Source organism: Streptomyces roseochromogenus subsp. oscitans DS 12.976 (assembly GCF_000497445.1).
In the GTDB taxonomy this organism is placed as follows: domain Bacteria; phylum Actinomycetota; class Actinomycetes; order Streptomycetales; family Streptomycetaceae; genus Streptomyces; species Streptomyces oscitans.
Genome location: NZ_CM002285.1, coordinates 1,374,136 through 1,391,404, shown reverse-complemented (window position 1 = coordinate 1,391,404; position 17,269 = coordinate 1,374,136). Strand labels below are relative to the sequence as shown.

General features: G+C 71.3%; 16 protein-coding genes and 1 pseudogene. 14 read left to right on the top strand and 3 right to left on the bottom strand.

Annotated elements, in window-relative coordinates:
- Nucleotides 1–40: 40 nt before the first annotated feature.
- The 3 genes and pseudogenes from idi to M878_RS56275 all read right to left on the bottom strand — a co-directional run.
- The gene (idi, locus tag M878_RS56285; protein WP_023545311.1) at nucleotides 41–634 is read right to left on the bottom strand and encodes an isopentenyl-diphosphate Delta-isomerase; all 594 of its coding nucleotides are present in this window, start codon (nucleotides 632–634) and stop codon (nucleotides 41–43) included.
- A 174-nt stretch (nucleotides 635–808) separates the two neighbouring features.
- A complete protein-coding gene (locus M878_RS56280; protein WP_023545310.1) occupies nucleotides 809–1,750 on the bottom strand; it encodes a cation diffusion facilitator family transporter in 942 nt (313 codons plus the stop codon).
- Between the two features lie 177 nt (nucleotides 1,751–1,927).
- A pseudogene (locus tag M878_RS56275) lies at nucleotides 1,928–2,212 on the bottom strand (UDP-glucose 4-epimerase GalE); the annotation flags it as partial.
- A 353-nt stretch (nucleotides 2,213–2,565) separates the two neighbouring features.
- On the opposite strand from M878_RS56275, the gene M878_RS56270 reads away from it, so the two are divergent.
- The 14 genes from M878_RS56270 (at nucleotide 2,566) to M878_RS56210 (ending at nucleotide 17,269) form a co-directional block, all read left to right on the top strand.
- Nucleotides 2,566–4,365 (top strand): DUF5941 domain-containing protein, encoded by a 1,800-nt coding sequence (locus tag M878_RS56270; RefSeq protein WP_023545308.1) that lies wholly within the window; start codon nucleotides 2,566–2,568, stop codon nucleotides 4,363–4,365.
- Complete coding sequence (locus M878_RS56265; RefSeq protein WP_023545307.1) at nucleotides 4,362–5,114, top strand: phosphocholine cytidylyltransferase family protein; 753 nt, start codon at nucleotides 4,362–4,364, stop codon at nucleotides 5,112–5,114. Before M878_RS56270 ends, M878_RS56265 begins: the two co-directional genes overlap by 4 nt.
- Nucleotides 5,102–6,163: an iron-containing alcohol dehydrogenase family protein gene (locus tag M878_RS56260; RefSeq protein ID WP_023545306.1), complete on the top strand. Its 1,062-nt coding sequence runs from the start codon at nucleotides 5,102–5,104 to the stop codon at nucleotides 6,161–6,163. Before M878_RS56265 ends, M878_RS56260 begins: the two co-directional genes overlap by 13 nt.
- Entirely contained in the window at nucleotides 6,141–6,920 is a 780-nt protein-coding gene (locus tag M878_RS56255) for a CDP-alcohol phosphatidyltransferase family protein (protein ID WP_078630205.1), read from the top strand. The genes M878_RS56260 and M878_RS56255 overlap by 23 nt, the downstream gene beginning before the upstream one ends.
- A gap of 5 nt (nucleotides 6,921–6,925) precedes the next feature.
- The gene (locus tag M878_RS56250; protein ID WP_023545304.1) at nucleotides 6,926–7,798 is read left to right on the top strand and encodes a glycosyltransferase family 2 protein; all 873 of its coding nucleotides are present in this window, start codon (nucleotides 6,926–6,928) and stop codon (nucleotides 7,796–7,798) included.
- A gap of 59 nt (nucleotides 7,799–7,857) precedes the next feature.
- Nucleotides 7,858–8,787, top strand: a complete 930-nt coding sequence (locus tag M878_RS56245) for an ABC transporter permease (protein WP_023545303.1) — start codon at nucleotides 7,858–7,860, stop codon at nucleotides 8,785–8,787.
- On the top strand, nucleotides 8,780–9,580 hold the full coding sequence (locus M878_RS56240) for an ABC transporter ATP-binding protein (protein WP_023545302.1): 801 nt from the start codon (nucleotides 8,780–8,782) through the stop codon (nucleotides 9,578–9,580). The genes M878_RS56245 and M878_RS56240 overlap by 8 nt, the downstream gene beginning before the upstream one ends.
- 360 nt (nucleotides 9,581–9,940) lie before the next feature.
- Nucleotides 9,941–10,837, top strand: coding sequence for a squalene synthase HpnC (hpnC, locus tag M878_RS56235; RefSeq protein ID WP_023545301.1), 897 nt, complete (start codon nucleotides 9,941–9,943; stop codon nucleotides 10,835–10,837).
- On the top strand, nucleotides 10,834–11,796 hold the full coding sequence (hpnD, locus tag M878_RS56230; protein WP_031224275.1) for a presqualene diphosphate synthase HpnD: 963 nt from the start codon (nucleotides 10,834–10,836) through the stop codon (nucleotides 11,794–11,796). The genes hpnC and hpnD overlap by 4 nt, the downstream gene beginning before the upstream one ends.
- A complete protein-coding gene (locus tag M878_RS000000101750; protein ID WP_425347890.1) occupies nucleotides 11,796–11,924 on the top strand; it encodes a DUF6380 family protein in 129 nt (42 codons plus the stop codon). The genes hpnD and M878_RS000000101750 overlap by 1 nt, the downstream gene beginning before the upstream one ends.
- A complete protein-coding gene (gene hpnE, locus M878_RS56225) occupies nucleotides 11,921–13,354 on the top strand; it encodes a hydroxysqualene dehydroxylase HpnE (protein ID WP_023545299.1) in 1,434 nt (477 codons plus the stop codon). The genes M878_RS000000101750 and hpnE overlap by 4 nt, the downstream gene beginning before the upstream one ends.
- On the top strand, nucleotides 13,354–14,487 hold the full coding sequence (locus tag M878_RS56220; RefSeq protein ID WP_078630204.1) for a polyprenyl synthetase family protein: 1,134 nt from the start codon (nucleotides 13,354–13,356) through the stop codon (nucleotides 14,485–14,487). The genes hpnE and M878_RS56220 overlap by 1 nt, the downstream gene beginning before the upstream one ends.
- Nucleotides 14,488–14,601: 114 nt before the next feature.
- A complete protein-coding gene (shc, locus tag M878_RS56215) occupies nucleotides 14,602–16,626 on the top strand; it encodes a squalene--hopene cyclase (protein ID WP_023545297.1) in 2,025 nt (674 codons plus the stop codon).
- A 1-nt stretch (nucleotide 16,627) separates the two neighbouring features.
- Complete coding sequence (locus tag M878_RS56210; protein WP_023545296.1) at nucleotides 16,628–17,269, top strand: phosphorylase family protein; 642 nt, start codon at nucleotides 16,628–16,630, stop codon at nucleotides 17,267–17,269.

Below are 17,269 nucleotides of genomic sequence, written 5' to 3'. Positions count from 1 at the left end.
TCGTGGAGCCGTAGCCCCCGTGACGCTGCCGGAGTGCCTCTCACCAGCCCGCGGACAGGCCCGTCAGTTCCCTGATCGCCGGGCGGGCCGCGTCCAGGACGGTCATGAACCACGCCGAGAACGGGTCGCGCTCGTGGCGCTCCGTCAGCTCGGCCGCCGTCACGAAGGCGGTCCCGCCGACCTCCTCCGGGTCCGGGGCGAGCGGCGCCTGCACCAGGCCGACGAACAGGTGGTTGTACTCCTGCTCGACGAGGCCCGAGGCCGGGTCGGGGTGGTTGTAGCGGACCCGGCCCGCCTCCGCGAGCAGCGACGGGGACACGCCCAGCTCCTCGAACGTGCGCCGGGCCGCGGCGGCGAACGGCGCCTCACCGGGGAAGGGGTGGCCGCAGCAGGTGTTGGACCAGACACCGGGGGAGTGGTACTTGCCGAGCGCCCGCTGCTGGAGCAGCAGCCGTCCCTGTTCGTCGAAGAGGAACACCGAGAACGCGCGATGCAGCTGTCCGGGCGGCTGGTGGGCGGCGAGCTTCTCCGCCGTACCGATCGTGACACCCTTCTCGTCGACCAGTTCCAGCAGAATCGCCTCTTCGGTGCCATTCGACGAGCTGTGCTTCGCGGTGGCAGGTGTGATCGGCATACCCATCCTTCGCCTCGGTCTTCGCACTCCAAGTCTGCCGTACGAATCCGGCACTCCCGGCACTTTCCGCCATGCCGACGCGCGGCGCGGTGCCGAAGCCGGACCCGGTAGATCATCGTGCCCGGTCGGAGAAGCACGGAATCGCCCAGGGGCGTCGAACGCCCGAGCGGACCGTCAGTGGCACAGGCGAGCCTCGTGCTCCGCGTGCCCGCCCGGCTCCAGCTGGAAGGTGCAGTGCTCCACATCGAAGTGATCGCCGAGGCAGCCCTGCAGCTCATGCAGCAGCTTCTCGTGCCCGATGGCGCTCAGCGTGTCCGAGCTGACCACCACGTGCGCCGACAGCACCGGCATGCCCGAAGTGATCGTCCAGGCATGCAGGTCGTGCACGTCCTCCACGCCGTCCAGCGCCAGGATGTGCGCCCGCACCTCGGCCATGTCGACGTTCTTCGGAGCCGACTCCAGCAGCACGTCCAGCGTCTCGCGCAGCAGCTTCAGCGTCCTCGGCACGATCATCAGGCCGATGGCGATCGAGGCGACCGGGTCGGCGGTCTGCCATCCGGTGGTGAGGATCACCGCTCCCGAGACCAGCACCGCCCCCGAGCCCAGCGCGTCCGCGGCGACCTCCAGGAAGGCGCCGCGCACGTTCAGGCTCTCCTTCTGCCCGCGCATCAGCAGGGTCAGTGAGACCGAGTTCGCGACCAGGCCGATCAGACCGAAAACGACCATCAGGCCGCCGCGGGTGTCCGCGGGCGTCACAAACCGCTCGACCGCCTCGTACAGGACGTATCCGCCGACCCCGAGCAGCAGCACGCAGTTGGCCAGGGCGGCGAGGATCTCGGCGCGGGCGTAGCCGAAGGTGCGGTTGGTGCTCGGCGGGCGGTTCGCGAAGTGGATCGCGAGCAGGGCCATGCCGAGGCCCACCGCGTCGGTCGCCATGTGCGCCGCGTCCGCGATCAGCGCGAGCGAATCCGCGAGCAGGCCGCCGACGATCTCCACCAGCATGATCGTGAGCGTGATGCCCAGCGCGATCCGCAGCCGGCCCCGGTAGGCCGCCGCAGCCGTACCCGTGGCCGGCGCATGGCTGTGCGCATGCCCGTGGTCGTGCCCTGCCCCCATGACAACCGCCCTTCCCTGTTCCGTCCGGCAGGGCCCAGTGAACTACGGGTGGGGGGTATGGGGCAACGCGGTACTGAACACCGTTGTCATGTGCCCTGACCTGCGGAAACGTTCCGCAGGTCAGGGCGGGTGGGGCAGGGCCGCGCCCGGCCCGGTGCCGTGGTGCGCTTGCCCGGCTCAGCGGCCGTGGTGCCGCTGCCACCCCCGCCAGGCCGACTCCACCATCTCGCGCACCCCGCGCCCGGCCCGCCGGCCCAGTTCCTTCCCGGCCCGCTCGGCCGAGGCGACCGAACGCGGCGCGTCCCCCGGCCGGCGTCCCTCCACCAGCGGCTCCCGGTGGTCCCCGGTGACCTCCCCGATGACCGTGATCAGCTCGCGCACCGAGACACCCTCGCCCCGCCCGATGTTCAGCGTCAGATCTAAAGGCCTGTCCGGCACTGCCCTCCCCACTGCTTCATGTGCGTGGGAGGTGCTCCAGCCCCGCGACGCCTGGCACGCACTCCCCTGGAGGGGCCGCACGGGCCCGCCCACCGGGCGGACGACGGGAATTGCCGGGCAGGCCCTGAGCGCCCCGTCCCCCTGTCCCGGTTGCCCGGTTCTGCGCCGACGGTTTGTGGGGTGGGCCCCGGATCCCCGATGATGATCGCGGCAAAGGACCGGGCAGCACCCGTGGGCCCGGCCGTGAACGGCCGGTGAACAGGGACTCCCGCCCATCGGATAGCCTCTGCCGACATGCCGCCCGGGTGCCGCGGACAGGGCGCCCCATCATGTGAGAGACCGGCGCCCGCGCGTCGGCACCCAGGGAGTGAGTTCGGTTGTCGACCGCCATCGTCACGGGTCAGCCGGTGCCCGGATCGTCCCTCGAGAACGATCTGCGGGCGCTCGGCTTCGACGTCCGGGTGGCAGCGGACGCCGCCGAGGCCGAGACCCTGCTCGCCGCCGCTCCGGCCGGCGAGCGCGTGGCCCTGGTCGACGCCCGCTTCGTCGGCCACCCGCACGCGCTGCGCCTCGGCCTGACCGACCCGCGCTTCCCGCTCTCCGCCGTCCCCGGCGCCGTCACCGCCCAGCGGGCCGCCCGGCAGGAGCTGACCCGGGCGGTGGCCCGCGAGACCTCGGCCGGCGGCGGTACGGCGCTCGCCGTGGACAGCCTCGCCGACCGCATCGTCACCGCCCTCGACGCCGACGGCTGCGCGGTGCACCGGCCGGAGCTGGGCAGCCTGGTCGCCGCCGTCCCCGCCGACCCGCAGGCCCGCAACGAGGCCCGCCAGGCCGTCGCCGCCGTCGACGACGAGGCCGTACGCCTGAAGTCGGCCGTGAAGTCCCGCGACGGCTTCTTCACCACGTTCTTCATCAGCCCGTACTCGCGCTACCTGGCCCGCTGGTGCGCCCGCCGCGGCCTGACCCCGAACCAGGTCACCACGGCCTCGCTGCTCACCGCCCTGATCGCGGCGGGCTGCGCGGCGACGGGCACGCGCGCGGGGTTCATCGCGGCCGGCGTCCTGCTCATCGCCTCGTTCGTCCTGGACTGCACCGACGGCCAGCTCGCCCGCTACGCGCTGAAGTACTCCACACTCGGCGCCTGGCTGGATGCCACCTTCGACCGGGCCAAGGAGTACGCCTACTACGCCGGCCTCGCCCTCGGTGCGGCCCACGGCGGCGATGACGTGTGGGCCCTCGCCCTCGGTGCGATGGTCCTGCAGACCTGCCGGCACACGGTGGACTTCGCCTTCAACGAGGCCAACCACGACGCCACCGCCAACACCAGCCCGACCGCTGCCCTCTCCGACAAGCTGGACAGCGTCGGCTGGACGATATGGCTGCGGCGGATGATAGTCCTGCCCATCGGCGAGCGCTGGGCGATGATCGCGATCCTGACCGCGGCCACCACGCCCCGGATCACCTTCTACGTCCTGCTCATCGGCTGCGCCCTCGCGGCGACGTACACCACGGCGGGCCGTGTGCTGCGGTCCCTGACCCGCAAGGCGCGGCGCACCGGCCGGGCCGCCCAGGCGCTCGCGGACCTCGCCGACTCCGGCCCGCTCACCGAGGCCGTACGGCGCGTGCTCAAGCGGGGCCTGCCGGGCCTCGCCGTACCCGCTGTCGCCTTCGCGGGCGGCGCCGCGGTCGTCGCCTGCTCCGCCTTCACGGACCACGGCTCGGTGCTGCCGGTGATCGGCGCCCTGGTCTACGTCCTGACCTCGGCCCTCGCCGTCGCCCGCCCCCTCAAGGGCGCCCTCGACTGGCTGGTCCCGCCCTTCTTCCGGGCCGCCGAGTACGGCACCGTCCTGGCCCTCGCGGGTAAGGCGGGGGTAAACGGCGCCCTTCCTGCGGCTTTCGGGCTGGTGGCCGCCGTCGCCTACCATCACTACGACACGGTGTACCGCATCCGCGGCGACGCCGGGGCGCCCCCGGCCTGGCTGGTGCGCGCCATCGGGGGGCACGAAGGGCGGACGCTGCTCGTCACCGTTCTGGCCGCGGTGCTCACCGCCCCGCAGTTCACGGTCGCGCTCACGGTCCTCGCCGTGGCCGTCGCCCTCGTGGTGCTCGTAGAGAGCATCCGCTTCTGGGTCTCCGCAGGGGCCCCAGCCGTACACGACGAAGGAGAACCCGCATGATCGGCCTCGTGCTGGCGGCCGGCGCCGGACGGCGTCTGCGCCCCTACACCGACAGTTTGCCCAAGGCACTGGTACCGGTGGGGCCGGCCGGCATAGAGGATTCGATCACCGTGCTCGACCTGACCCTCGGCAACTTCGCCGAGATCGGGCTGACCGAGGTCGCGATCATCGTCGGCTACCGCAAGGAGGCCGTGTACGAGCGCAAGGAGGCGCTGGAGGCCAAATACGGCCTCAAGCTCACCCTCATCGACAACGACAAGGCCGAGGAGTGGAACAACGCCTACTCCCTGTGGTGCGGCCGTGACGCCCTCAAGGACGGTGTGATCCTCGCCAACGGAGACACCGTCCACCCGGTCTCCGTCGAGAAGACGCTGCTCGCCGCGCGTGGCGAAGGTAAGAAGATCATTCTTGCGCTCGACACCGTGAAGTCCCTCGCGGACGAGGAGATGAAGGTCGTCGTCGACGCCGACAAGGGCATGACGAAGATCACCAAGCTGATGGATCCCGCCGAGGCCACCGGCGAGTACATCGGCGTCACCCTGATCGAGGGCGACGCCGCCCCCGACCTGGCCGACGCGCTGAAGACGGTCTGGGAGACCGACCCGCAGCAGTTCTACGAGCACGGGTACCAGGAGCTGGTCAACCGCGGCTTCCGCATCGACGTGGCGCCGATCGGCGACGTCCAGTGGGTCGAGATCGACAACCACGACGACCTCGCCAAGGGACGGGAGATCGCGTGCCGCTACTGACCCGGCTCATTCCCTCGCCGGTCGTCGTCGACATCCGCCCGGGTGCCCTCGACGACCTGGCCGGTGTCCTCGCCGACGAGCGCATCGCGCAGTCCGGCCGGCTCGCCGTCGCCGTCAGCGGCGGCTCCGGCGCCAAGCTGCGCGAGCGCATCGCCCCCTCGCTGCCCGGCGCCACCTGGTACGAGGTCGGCGGAGGCACCCTCGACGACGCGATCCGGCTGGCCGGCGAGATGAAGTCCGGCCACTACGACGCGGTGGTCGGGCTCGGCGGCGGCAAGATCATCGACTGCGCCAAGTTCGCCGCGGCCCGCGTCGGCCTGCCCCTGGTCGCCGTACCGACGAACCTCGCGCACGACGGTCTGTGCTCGCCGGTCGCCACGCTCGACAACGACGCCGGACGCGGCTCCTACGGCGTGCCGAACCCGATCGCGGTCGTCATCGACCTGGACGTGATCCGCGAGGCCCCGGCCCGGTTCGTGCGGGCCGGCATCGGCGACGCGATCTCCAACATCAACGCGGTCGCGGACTGGGAGCTGTCCAACCGGGTCACCGGCGAGAAGATCGACGGTCTCGCCGCGGCCATGGCCCGCCAGGCCGGCGAGGCGGTGCTGCGCCACCCCGGCGGCATCGGCGACAACGGCTTCCTCCAGGTGCTCGCCGAGGCGCTGGTCCTCAGCGGCATCTCGATGTCGATCTCCGGCGACTCCCGGCCGTCCTCCGGCTCCTGCCACGAGATCAACCACGCCTTCGACCTGCTGTTCCCCAAGCGGGCGGCCGCCCACGGCGAACAGTGCGGGCTCGGCGCGGCCTTCGCGATGTATCTGCGCGGGGCGCACGAGGAGGCGGTGCACACCGCTTTCGTGCTGCGCCGGCACGGGCTCCCGGTGCTGCCGGAGGAGATCGGCTTCACCCTGGACGAGTTCGTCCGCGCGGTGGAGTTCGCCCCCGAGACCCGGCCCGGCCGCTACACGATCCTCGAGCACCTCGACCTCAAGACGAACCAGATCAAGGACATCTACGCCGACTATGTCAAGGCCATCGGTAGCTGAACTCCGTCCGGTCGTCCACCCCGCGGGGGTGAAGGACCGGCGCAGCGGTGAGCACTGGGCGGGACGCCTCTACATGCGCGAGGTGTCCCTGCGCATCGACCGCTACCTGGTCACCACCAGGGTCACGCCCAACCAGCTCACGTACCTGATGACCGTCTGCGGCGTGCTCGCGGCCCCGGCACTGCTGGTGCCGGGGATCTGGGGCGCCGTGCTCGGCGTGGTCGCCACCCAGCTGTATCTGCTGCTGGACTGCGTCGACGGCGAGATCGCCCGCTGGAAGAAGCAGTACTCGCTGAACGGGGTCTACCTGGACCGCGTCGGCGCCTATCTGACCGACGCGGCCGTCCTGGTGGGCCTCGGCCTGCGCGCCGCCGACCTGTGGGGCAGCGGCCGTATCGACTGGCTGTGGGCCTTCCTCGGCACGCTCGCCGCCCTCGGCGCCATCCTGATCAAGGCCGAGACCGACCTGGTCGGCGTCGCCCGGCACCAGGCCGGCAAGCCGCCCGTGCAGGAGGCCGCCGCCGAGCCGCGCTCCTCCGGCATGGCGCTGGCCCGCCGGGCCGCCGCGGCGCTCAGGTTCCACCGCCTCATCCTCGGCATCGAGGCCTCGCTGCTGATCCTGGTCCTCGCGATCGTCGACCAGGCCCGCGGCGATCTGTTCTTCACCCGGCTCGGCACGGCCGTCCTCGCCGGTATCGCCCTGCTGCAGACCCTGCTGCACCTGGTGTCCATCCTCGCCTCCAGCAGGCTGAAGTGAGTGCCGTGAAGGTCGGCGCCGTCATCATCACCATGGGCAACCGGCCCGAGGAGCTGCGGGCCCTCATCGACTCGGTCGCCAAGCAGGACGGCGACCCGGTCGAGGTGGTCGTCGTCGGCAACGGCTCGCCCGTCCCGGACGTCCCCGACGGTGTACGGACGGTGGAGCTGCCCGAGAACCTGGGCATCCCCGGCGGCCGCAACGTCGGCATAGAGGCCTTCGGGCCCAGTGGCCGCCAGGTCGACATACTGCTCTTCCTCGACGACGACGGCCTGCTCGCCCGCCACGACACCGCCGAGCTGTGCCGCGAGGCCTTCGCCGCGGACCCCGAGCTGGGCATCGTCAGCTTCCGCATCGCCGACCCCGACACCGGCGAGACCCAGCGTCGGCACGTACCCCGGCTGCGCGCCTCCGACCCGATGCGCTCCTCACGGGTCACCACCTTCCTCGGTGGCGCCAACGCCGTACGCACCCGGGTCTTCGCCGAGGTCGGCGGCCTGCCGGACGAGTTCTTCTACGCCCATGAGGAGACCGACCTGGCCTGGCGGGCCCTCGACGCCGGCTGGATGATCGACTACCGGTCCGACATGGTGCTGCACCACCCGACCACCGCGCCCTCGCGGCACGCGGTCTACCACCGCATGGTCGCCCGCAACCGGGTCTGGCTGGCCCGCCGCAACCTCCCCGCCCCCCTGGTCCCGGTGTATCTCGGGGTCTGGATGCTGCTCACGCTGCTGCGCCGCCCGTCCCGGCCGGCCCTGAGGGCGTGGTTCGGCGGATTCCGCGAGGGCTGGACCACGGCGTGCGGCCCGCGACGTCCCATGCGCTGGCGCACGGTGTGGCGGCTGACCCGGCTGGGCCGGCCTCCGGTGATCTGAGAAGCTTCTCTTACCTGAAGAGAGCAAGCTTCTTACCAAGAGAGTCCGGATTTCCACTCGTGAGTCACACAACCCATGACGGCGGTGTCGCGAAGAGCGCGATACCGCCGCCCGACGAGGGACTGACGGCCGCGCAGCTCGCCGCCAAGTACGGGCTCGCCGTCAGCGGCGCCCGTCCCTCACTCGCCGAGTACGTCCGCCGGCTGTGGGGGCGACGCCACTTCATCCTCGCCTTCTCCCAGGCGAAGCTCACCGCGCAGTACAGCCAGGCCAAGCTCGGCCAGCTGTGGCAGGTGGCGACCCCGCTGCTCAACGCGGCCGTGTACTACTTCATCTTCGGCGTGATCCTGCATGCGAGCCGCGGCCTGTCTCAGGACGTGTACATCCCGTTCCTGGTCACGGGGGTGTTCGTCTTCACGTTCACGCAGAGCTCCGTCATGTCGGGCGTCCGCGCGATCTCCGGCAACCTGGGCCTGGTGCGCGCCCTGCACTTCCCGCGCGCCTCGCTGCCCATCTCCTTCTCGCTGCAGCAGCTCCAGCAGCTGCTCTTCTCGATGATCGTGATGTTCGTCGTGGCGATCGGCTTCGGCAGCTATCCGAGCCCGGCCTGGCTGCTGATCGTGCCCGTCCTGCTGCTGCAGTTCCTGTTCAACACCGGGCTCGCGCTGATCGTGGCCCGCATGGGCGCCAAGACCCCGGACCTCGCCCAGCTGATGCCGTTCATCCTGCGCACCTGGATGTACACCTCCGGCGTCATGTTCTCCATCAGCAAGATGATGGAGGGCCGCTCCGAGATCGCCGTCCGGCTGCTCCAGGTCAACCCGGCCGCGGTCTACATGGACCTGATGCGCTACGCGCTGATCGACGGCTACGGCGCCGCGAACCTGCCGCCGCATGTGTGGGCCATCGCACTGTTCTGGGCCGTGCTCGTCTTCGCCGGCGGTTTCGTGTACTTCTGGCAGGCGGAGGAGAGGTACGGCCGTGGCTGAGCGGAACGCCGGGCAGGCCACCGAAGCTCCGGAGGAACGCCGCCCGACGGTCATCGCGGACGAGCTGCACATCGTCTACCGCGTCAACGGCGCCAAGACCGGCAAGGGCAGCGCGACCGCCGCCCTCAGCCGGATCATGAAGCGCGGCGGGGAGCGCGGGGTGCGCAGGGTGCACGCCGTGCGCGGGGTGTCCTTCGTCGCCTACCGCGGCGAGGCCATCGGCCTGATCGGCTCCAACGGATCCGGCAAGTCCACGCTGCTGCGCGCCATCGCCGGTCTGCTGCCCGCGGAGAAGGGCGAGGTCTACACCGACGGCCAGCCCTCGCTGCTCGGCGTGAACGCGGCCCTGATGAACGACCTGACCGGCGAGCGGAACGTGATCCTCGGCGGTCTCGCCATGGGTATGTCCCGGGAGCAGATCAAGGAGCGCTACCAGGACATCGTCGACTTCTCGGGCATCAACGAGAAGGGCGACTTCATCACCCTGCCGATGCGGACGTATTCCTCCGGCATGGCGGCCCGGCTGCGGTTCTCCATCGCCGCAGCCAAGGACCACGACGTCCTCATGATCGACGAGGCGCTCGCCACCGGTGACCGCAAGTTCCAGAAGCGCTCCGAGGAACGCATCCGGGAACTGCGCAAGGAGGCCGGCACGGTGTTTCTGGTCAGCCACAACAACAAGTCCATCCGTGACACCTGTGACCGTGTCCTGTGGCTGGAACGCGGCGAGCTGCGCATGGACGGACCGACCGAAGAGGTTTTGAAGGAGTACGAGAAGTTCACGGGCAAGTAGCCCGTTTCGGCCAAGGCTCTACCGGAAGTCGTCCGGCGGGTCCCCGCGTCTGTAACGGAACCGTCAACTCCGGCCTGTGTCAGGAATCTTGGAACCAATCGGTGTGTTGTTGTGATGCGCAGGACACCCCGACGGACCATGCCGGGTTGTACAACGTAAGCTGTACCGGTGCCGGAAAGCGGCAAGTGGGGCGATAATGCGCGACACCCTGCGCCAGGGCGACCCCGCGCATTACCGGGCGGCGTGTCCGAAATAGTGTGTATTGGGTCGGCAGTGTAGAACGGGAGATGTGACGGCAATGGCTACGGAAACTCCCCAGCTCAACGCAGCATGTGCCGTCCCCGCCCCGGGCAGCGCCCGATGACGGCCACCGAGACGGCGCCTCACCTGGAACGCGCCACCCTGGACAAAGCCACTAGCGAGAACTTTCCTGTGGCCCCTTTCTTCCTGCCCCGGGCGTGGCGCGACGACCTCATGGCCGTCTACGGCTTCGCCCGTCTGGTCGACGACATCGGTGACGGCGACCTCGCCCCCGGCGGCGCCGACGCCCGGGCGCTCGGCGTGTCTCCCGCCGAGGCCGAGGACCGTCTGCTCCTCCTCGACGCCTTCGAGGCCGACCTGCGCCATGTCTTCGACGGCACCCCCAGCCATCCGCTGCTGCGCCGGCTGCAGCCCACCGTCCGCCGCCGCTCCCTCACCCCCGAACCCTTCCTCGGCCTGATCGCCGCCAACCGCCAGGACCAGCTCGTCACCCGGTACGAGACCTACGACGACCTCCTCGCCTACTGCGAACTCTCCGCCAACCCCGTCGGCCGCCTCGTCCTCGATGTCAGCGGCACCTCGACCCCCGAGCGGATCCGCCTCTCCGACGCGATCTGCACCGCCCTGCAGATCGTGGAACACCTCCAGGACGTCGCCGAGGATCTCGGCCGGGACCGGATCTACCTCCCGGCCGAGGATATGAAGCGCTTTCACGTCCAGGAAACGGATCTTGGCGCAAAAACCGCAGGCGCATCGGTGCGCGCCCTGGTTGCATACGAAGCACAACGCGCCCGCGATCTGCTGAATGAAGGCGCCCCCCTGGTGGGTAGCGTCCACGGCAGATTGAAGCTGCTGCTCGCGGGGTTCGTGGCGGGGGGAAGGGCGGCGATCCGGGCGATCGCCGCCGCCGAATACGACGTACTTCCCGGCCCGCCCCGACCCGGCAAGGTCCAGTTGCTGCGTGAGGCGGGCGTGATCCTGCGAGGAGAGGGGTGATCCGGACCGTGGATTCTCCGTCACACGTGTCCGCACCGGTACTCGCCGCCTACAGCTACTGCGAGACCGTCACCGGGCAGCAGGCCCGCAACTTCGCCTACGGCATCCGGCTGCTGCCCACGCCCAAGCGCCGCGCCATGTCGGCGCTGTACGCCTTTTCCCGGCGCGTGGACGACATCGGCGACGGCGACCTGGCCGGCGGGGTGAAGCTGAAGCGGCTCGAGGACACCAGGGCGCTGCTCGCGCGGGTCCGGGACGGCGAGGTCGAGGAGGACGACACCGATCCGGTCGCGGTCGCCCTCGCCCATGCCGCACATGCTTTCCCGATCCCGCTCGGCGGCCTCGACGAGCTGATCGACGGCGTTCAGATGGACGTGCGCGGCGAGACCTACGAGACCTGGGACGACCTGAAGGTCTACTGCCGGTGTGTCGCCGGTGCCATCGGCCGGATCTCGCTCGGCGTGTTCGGCACCGAACCGGGAGCGCGCGGCGCCGAGCGCGCCTCCGAGTACGCCGACACCCTTGGGCTCGCGCTGCAGCTGACCAACATCCTCAGAGACGTCCGCGAGGACGCCGAGGGCGGCCGTACCTATCTGCCCGCCGACGACCTGGCCAAGTTCGGCTGCTCGGCCGGGTTCGACGGGCCGACTCCACCCGAGGGCTCCGACTTCGCGGGCCTCGTGCACTTCGAAGTGCGGCGCGCCCGCGCCCTTTTCGCCGAGGGCTACCGGCTGCTGCCCATGCTCGACCGGCGCAGCGGCGCGTGCGTCGCCGCCATGGCCGGTATCTACCGCCGGCTGCTGGACCGAATCGAGCGCGACCCTGAGGCCGTGCTGCGCGGCCGGGTCTCGCTGCCCGGAAGGGAGAAGGCCTACGTCGCCGTACGCGGCCTGTCCGGGCTGGACACCCGGCATGTGACCCGCCATGTCTCACCCCGGTCCGTCAGGAGGCGCGCCTGATGGACCTTCCCGAACCGAGAGACAAGCGGCAGGCAACCCTGCGCTGCGGCGTGGCGTCCCTGACTGCGACGGCCGACCGTGCACCGTTCAACCTGCACGCTCGGCACCCACGGGAGGACGCACGATGAGCGACGGCTCGCGCCCCGCACCGGCGCACGGCACCGCGCGAGACGAGGGCGCGGCAGGCCGCGGCGCCGTCGTGGTCGGCGGCGGGCTCGCCGGGATCACCGCGGCGCTCGCGCTCGCCGACGCAGGCGTGCGTGTCACCCTGCTCGAAGGCAGGCCCAGGCTGGGCGGCCTCGCCTTCTCCTTTCAGCGCGGCGAGCTGACCGTCGACAACGGCCAGCATGTGTACCTGCGCTGCTGCACCGCCTACCGCTGGTTCCTCGACCGGATCGAGGGCGCGGCGCTGGCACCGCTGCAGGACCGCCTGGACGTGCCCGTCGTCGACGTCGCCAAGCCCGAGGGCAGACGGCTCGGCCGGCTGCGGCGCGACCCGCTGCCCGTCCCGCTCCACCTGGGGCGCAGCCTGGCCGCCTATCCGCACCTCTCGCTCGCCGAGCGCGCCGCGGTCGGGCGGGCCGCGCTCGCGCTGAAGGGGCTCGACCTCGCCGATCCGGCCCTGGACACCCAGGACTTCGGCAGCTGGCTGGCAGCGCACGGCCAGTCGGCGCGCGCCGTCGAGGCCCTGTGGGACCTGGTCGGGGTCGCCACCCTCAACGCGGTCGCGGGCGACGCCTCGCTGGGGCTCGCCGCGATGGTGTTCAAGACCGGTCTGCTGTCCGACCCGGGCGCGGCCGACATCGGCTGGGCCCGCGTCCCGCTGGGCGAACTGCATGACCGGCTGGCCCGCAAGGCGCTCGACTCCGCGGGCGTCCGTACCGAGGTCCGTACACGCGTCACCTCCGTCTCTACCAACGAAAACGGCACCTGGAGCGTTCAGGTTCCCGGCGAGCGCCTCGAAACCGACGCCGTCGTCCTCGCCGTACCCCAGCGCGAGGCCCACGGCCTGCTGCCGTCCGGCGCCCTCGACGCCCCTGAGCGACTGCTGGGGATCGGCACCGCCCCGATCCTCAACGTCCATGTCGTCTACGACCGCAAGGTGCTCGCACGCCCCTTCTTCGCGGCCCTCGGCACCCCGGTGCAGTGGGTCTTCGACCGCACCGACGCCTCCGGTCTCGGCGCAGGCCAGTACCTCGCGCTGTCCCAGTCGGCCGCACAGGACGAGATCGACCTGCCGGTCGCCGACCTGCGCGAGCGCTATCTGCCCGAGCTGGAGCGGCTGATCCCGGGCACCCGGGGCGCCGAGGTGCGGGACTTCTTCGTGACCCGGGAGCGCACGGCCACGTTCGCCCCCGTCCCCGGCGTCGGGCGGCTGCGGCCCGGCGCCCGCACCAATGCCCCCGGCCTGTACCTGGCCGGAGCGTGGACCGCCACCGGGTGGCCCGCGACCATGGAGAGTGCGGTCCGCAGTGGAGTGAGTGCGGCCGACGCCGCCCTCAGCACCCTGGGCCGGCCCCGCCCCCGCCATCTCTTCGAGTTCGAGGAGGCGGCCTGATGCCCCTTGAGGCTGCGGCAGGCCCCCGCACCCCCGGTACCGCAACAAGAGGAGAGACTGTGCCCACTGTGCCCCCGGCCTCGACGCCCGTCCCACGGGCCGCGGTGGACGTGACCGCGCTGCTGGAGCGTGGCCGGACCCTGGCCACTCCGGTCCTGCGTGCGGCCGTAGACCGGCTGGCGTCTCCCATGGACACCGTCGCCGCCTACCACTTCGGCTGGATCGACGCCGCCGGCAACCCGGCCGACGGCGACGGCGGCAAGGCGGTGCGCCCCGCGCTCGCCGTGCTCTCCGCCCAGGTCACCGGTGCCGCGCCCGAGGTGGGCATCCCCGGCGCCGTCGCCGTCGAACTCGTCCACAACTTCTCGCTGCTGCACGACGACCTGATGGACGGCGACGAGCAGCGCCGGCACCGCGACACGGTCTGGAAGGTGCACGGCCCCGCCCAGGCGATCCTGGTCGGCGACGCCCTGTTCGCCCTCGCCAACGAGGTGCTGCTGGAGCTCGGCACGGTCGAGGCCGGCCGCGCCACCCGCCGCCTGACGACCGCCACCCGGGCCCTGATCGACGGTCAGGCACAGGACATCTCCTACGAGCACCGCGACCGCGTCAGCGTCGAGGAGTGCCTGGAGATGGAGGGCAACAAGACCGGCGCGCTGCTCGCGGCCTCCAGCTCCATCGGCGCGGTTCTCGGCGGCGCGGACGACGCCACCGCCGACGCGCTGGAGAAGTACGGCTACCACCTCGGCCTCGCCTTCCAGGCCGTCGACGACCTGCTCGGCATCTGGGGCGACCCGGAGGCCACCGGCAAGCAGACCTGGAGCGACCTGCGCCAGCGCAAGAAGTCCCTGCCGGTCGTCGCCGCACTCGCGGCCGGCGGCCCCGCGTCCGAGCAGCTCGGCGAGATCCTCGCCGCGGACGCCAAGAGCAGCGACTTCGAGAACTTCTCCGAGGAGGAGTTCGCGGCCCGCGCGGCCCTCATCGAGCAGGCCGGCGGCCGCGACTGGACGGCCGGAGAAGCACGCCGTCAGCACATCATCGCCATCGAAGCCCTGGACGCCATCGACATGCCCGACCGCGTACGGGACTCCTTCACGGCGCTCGCCGACTTCGTCGTCGTACGAAAGAGATGATCACTATCGGTCGAACACTCGCGTAGTCGCCGGCCGGTGCCGCAGCACCCGCGGACACCGGCCGACGGCGGACCCACAGCAGCACGACTCGCACGACTGCACGAAGGGGAAGCCATGACAGCGACGACCGACGGAAGCACCGGGGCGACTGTGCCGACCCGCGCTGCCGCGGCCAGCGACACCACCGACACCGCCCCCGAGACGGCCGGGGTACCAGAAGCCGCCGCTCGCGCCGCGCGGCGCGCCACCGACTTCCTGCTCGCGCGGCAGGACGCCCAGGGCTGGTGGAAGGGCGACCTGGAGACCAACGTCACGATGGACGCCGAGGACCTGCTGCTCCGTCAGTTCCTGGGAATCCGCGACGAGAAGACCACGCGGGCCGCCGCGATGTTCATCCGCGGCGAGCAGCGCGAGGACGGCACCTGGGCGACCTTCTACGGCGGGCCCGGCGAACTGTCCGCCACCATCGAGGCCTACGTCGCCCTGCGCCTGGCCGGCGACACGCCCGGCGCCCCGCACATGGCGAAAGCTTCCGCCTGGATCCGCGAGCGCGGCGGTATCGCCGCCTCCCGGGTGTTCACCCGGATCTGGCTCGCCCTGTTCGGCTGGTGGAAATGGGAGGACCTGCCCGAACTCCCGCCGGAGCTCATCTACTTCCCGGCCTGGATGCCGCTCAACATCTACGACTTCGGCTGCTGGGCCCGGCAGACCATCGTGCCGCTGACCATCGTCTCGGCCAAGCGCCCGGTGCGCCCCGCGCCCTTCCCGCTGGACGAGCTGCACAGCGACCCGGCCGACCCCAACCCGGCCAAGCCGCTTGCTCCGGTGGCCAGTTGGGACGGTGCCTTCCAGCGTCTGGACAAGGCGCTGCACCAGTTCCGCAAGGTCGTCCCACGCCGGCTCCGCAGGGCGGCGATGAACTCCGCCGCCCGCTGGATCATCGAGCGGCAGGAGAACGACGGCTGCTGGGGCGGCATCCAGCCCCCGGCCGTGTACTCGGTCATCGCCCTGCACCTGCTCGGCTACGACCTCGAACATCCCGTGATGCGCGAGGGCCTCGCCTCGCTGGACCGTTTCGCCGTCTGGCGCAAGGACGGTGCCCGGATGATCGAGGCCTGCCAGTCCCCGGTGTGGGACACCTGTCTCGCCACCATCGCGCTCATCGACGCCGGGCTGCCCGCCGACCATCCGCAACTGGTCAGGGCGGCCGACTGGATGCTGGGCGAGGAGATCGTGCGGCCCGGCGACTGGGCCGTCAAGCGTCCCGGGTTGCCGCCGGGCGGCTGGGCGTTCGAGTTCCACAACGACAACTACCCCGACATCGACGACACCGCCGAGGTCGCCCTCGCACTGCGCCGGGTCCGGCACCACGACCCCGAGCGCGTGGACCGGGCCATCGGGCGCGCCGTGCGCTGGAACCTGGGGATGCAGTCGAAGAACGGCGCGTGGGGCGCCTTCGACGTCGACAACACCAGCCCGTTCCCGAACCGGCTGCCGTTCTGCGACTTCGGTGAGGTCATCGACCCGCCGTCGGCGGACGTCACCGCGCACGTCGTGGAGATGCTCGCCGCCGAGGGACTCGCACACGACCCGCGCACCCGGCGCGGCATCGAGTGGCTGCTCGCCGAACAGGAGCCGAACGGCTCGTGGTTCGGCCGCTGGGGCGTCAACTACGTCTACGGCACCGGGTCGGTCGTCCCCGCACTGACCGCCGCCGGTCTGCCCGGCTCGCACCCGGCGATCCGGCGGGCCGTGGCCTGGCTGGAGAGCGTGCAGAACGACGACGGCGGCTGGGGCGAGGACCTGCGCTCCTACAGGTACGTCAAGGAGTGGAGCGGCCGGGGCACCTCGACCGCCTCGCAGACCGCGTGGGCGCTGATGGCGCTGCTCGCGGCCGGGGAGCAGGACTCCAAGGCCGTCGAGCGCGGCATCCGCTGGCTGGCCGACACCCAGCGGGAGGACGGCACCTGGGACGAGCCGTACTTCACCGGAACCGGCTTCCCCTGGGACTTCTCCATCAACTACCACCTGTACCGGCAGGTCTTCCCGCTCACCGCGCTCGGCCGGTATCTGCACGGCGACCCCTTCGAGCGCGATCTGCTCGCGAGGAAACCGCAGGCCGAGGCCAAGGTGAGCTGAATTGACCAACCAGCCCGCAGCTGCCCCGCTGCTGATCGCCTGCGCGCTCGGCATCGAGCATCTGGCCCTGCGCACGGGGGACAGGGGCGGGGCGGACGGGCCGGTTTCCTTCCTCCGTACGGGCATGGGGCCCCGTGCGGCGGAACGGTCCGTCACCCGGCAGCTCTCCGGCCCGGCGCTGGCCGACGCGGCCGTACTGGCCACCGGCTTCTGTGCCGGGCTCGCGCCCGGCATGCATCCCGGCGACCTGGTGGTCGCCGAGGAGACCCGGGACCCGCGCGGCACCGTCGCCTGCGTGGGCACCGAGCTGCTGGTCAAGGAACTCGTGCGCCTGCTGCCCGGACGCACGGTCCACACCGGGCCGCTCACCGGATCCGACCACGTGGTGCGCGGCCCCGAGCGGTCCCAGCTGCTCGCGACCGGCGCGCTCGCGGTCGACATGGAGTCGGCGGCCACGCTCCTCGCCGCCGTCCGCGGCGGCGAGCGCCCGGTTGCGGCCGTACGGGTGGTGGTGGACGCCCCAGAACACGAACTCGTCCGGATCGGCACGGTGCGCGGTGGAATATCTGCTTTCCGCGTTCTTCGTTCCGTTCTTCCCGCATTTTATGAATGGCACCGTTCTTTGTTGCTCCCCCGGAGGTGA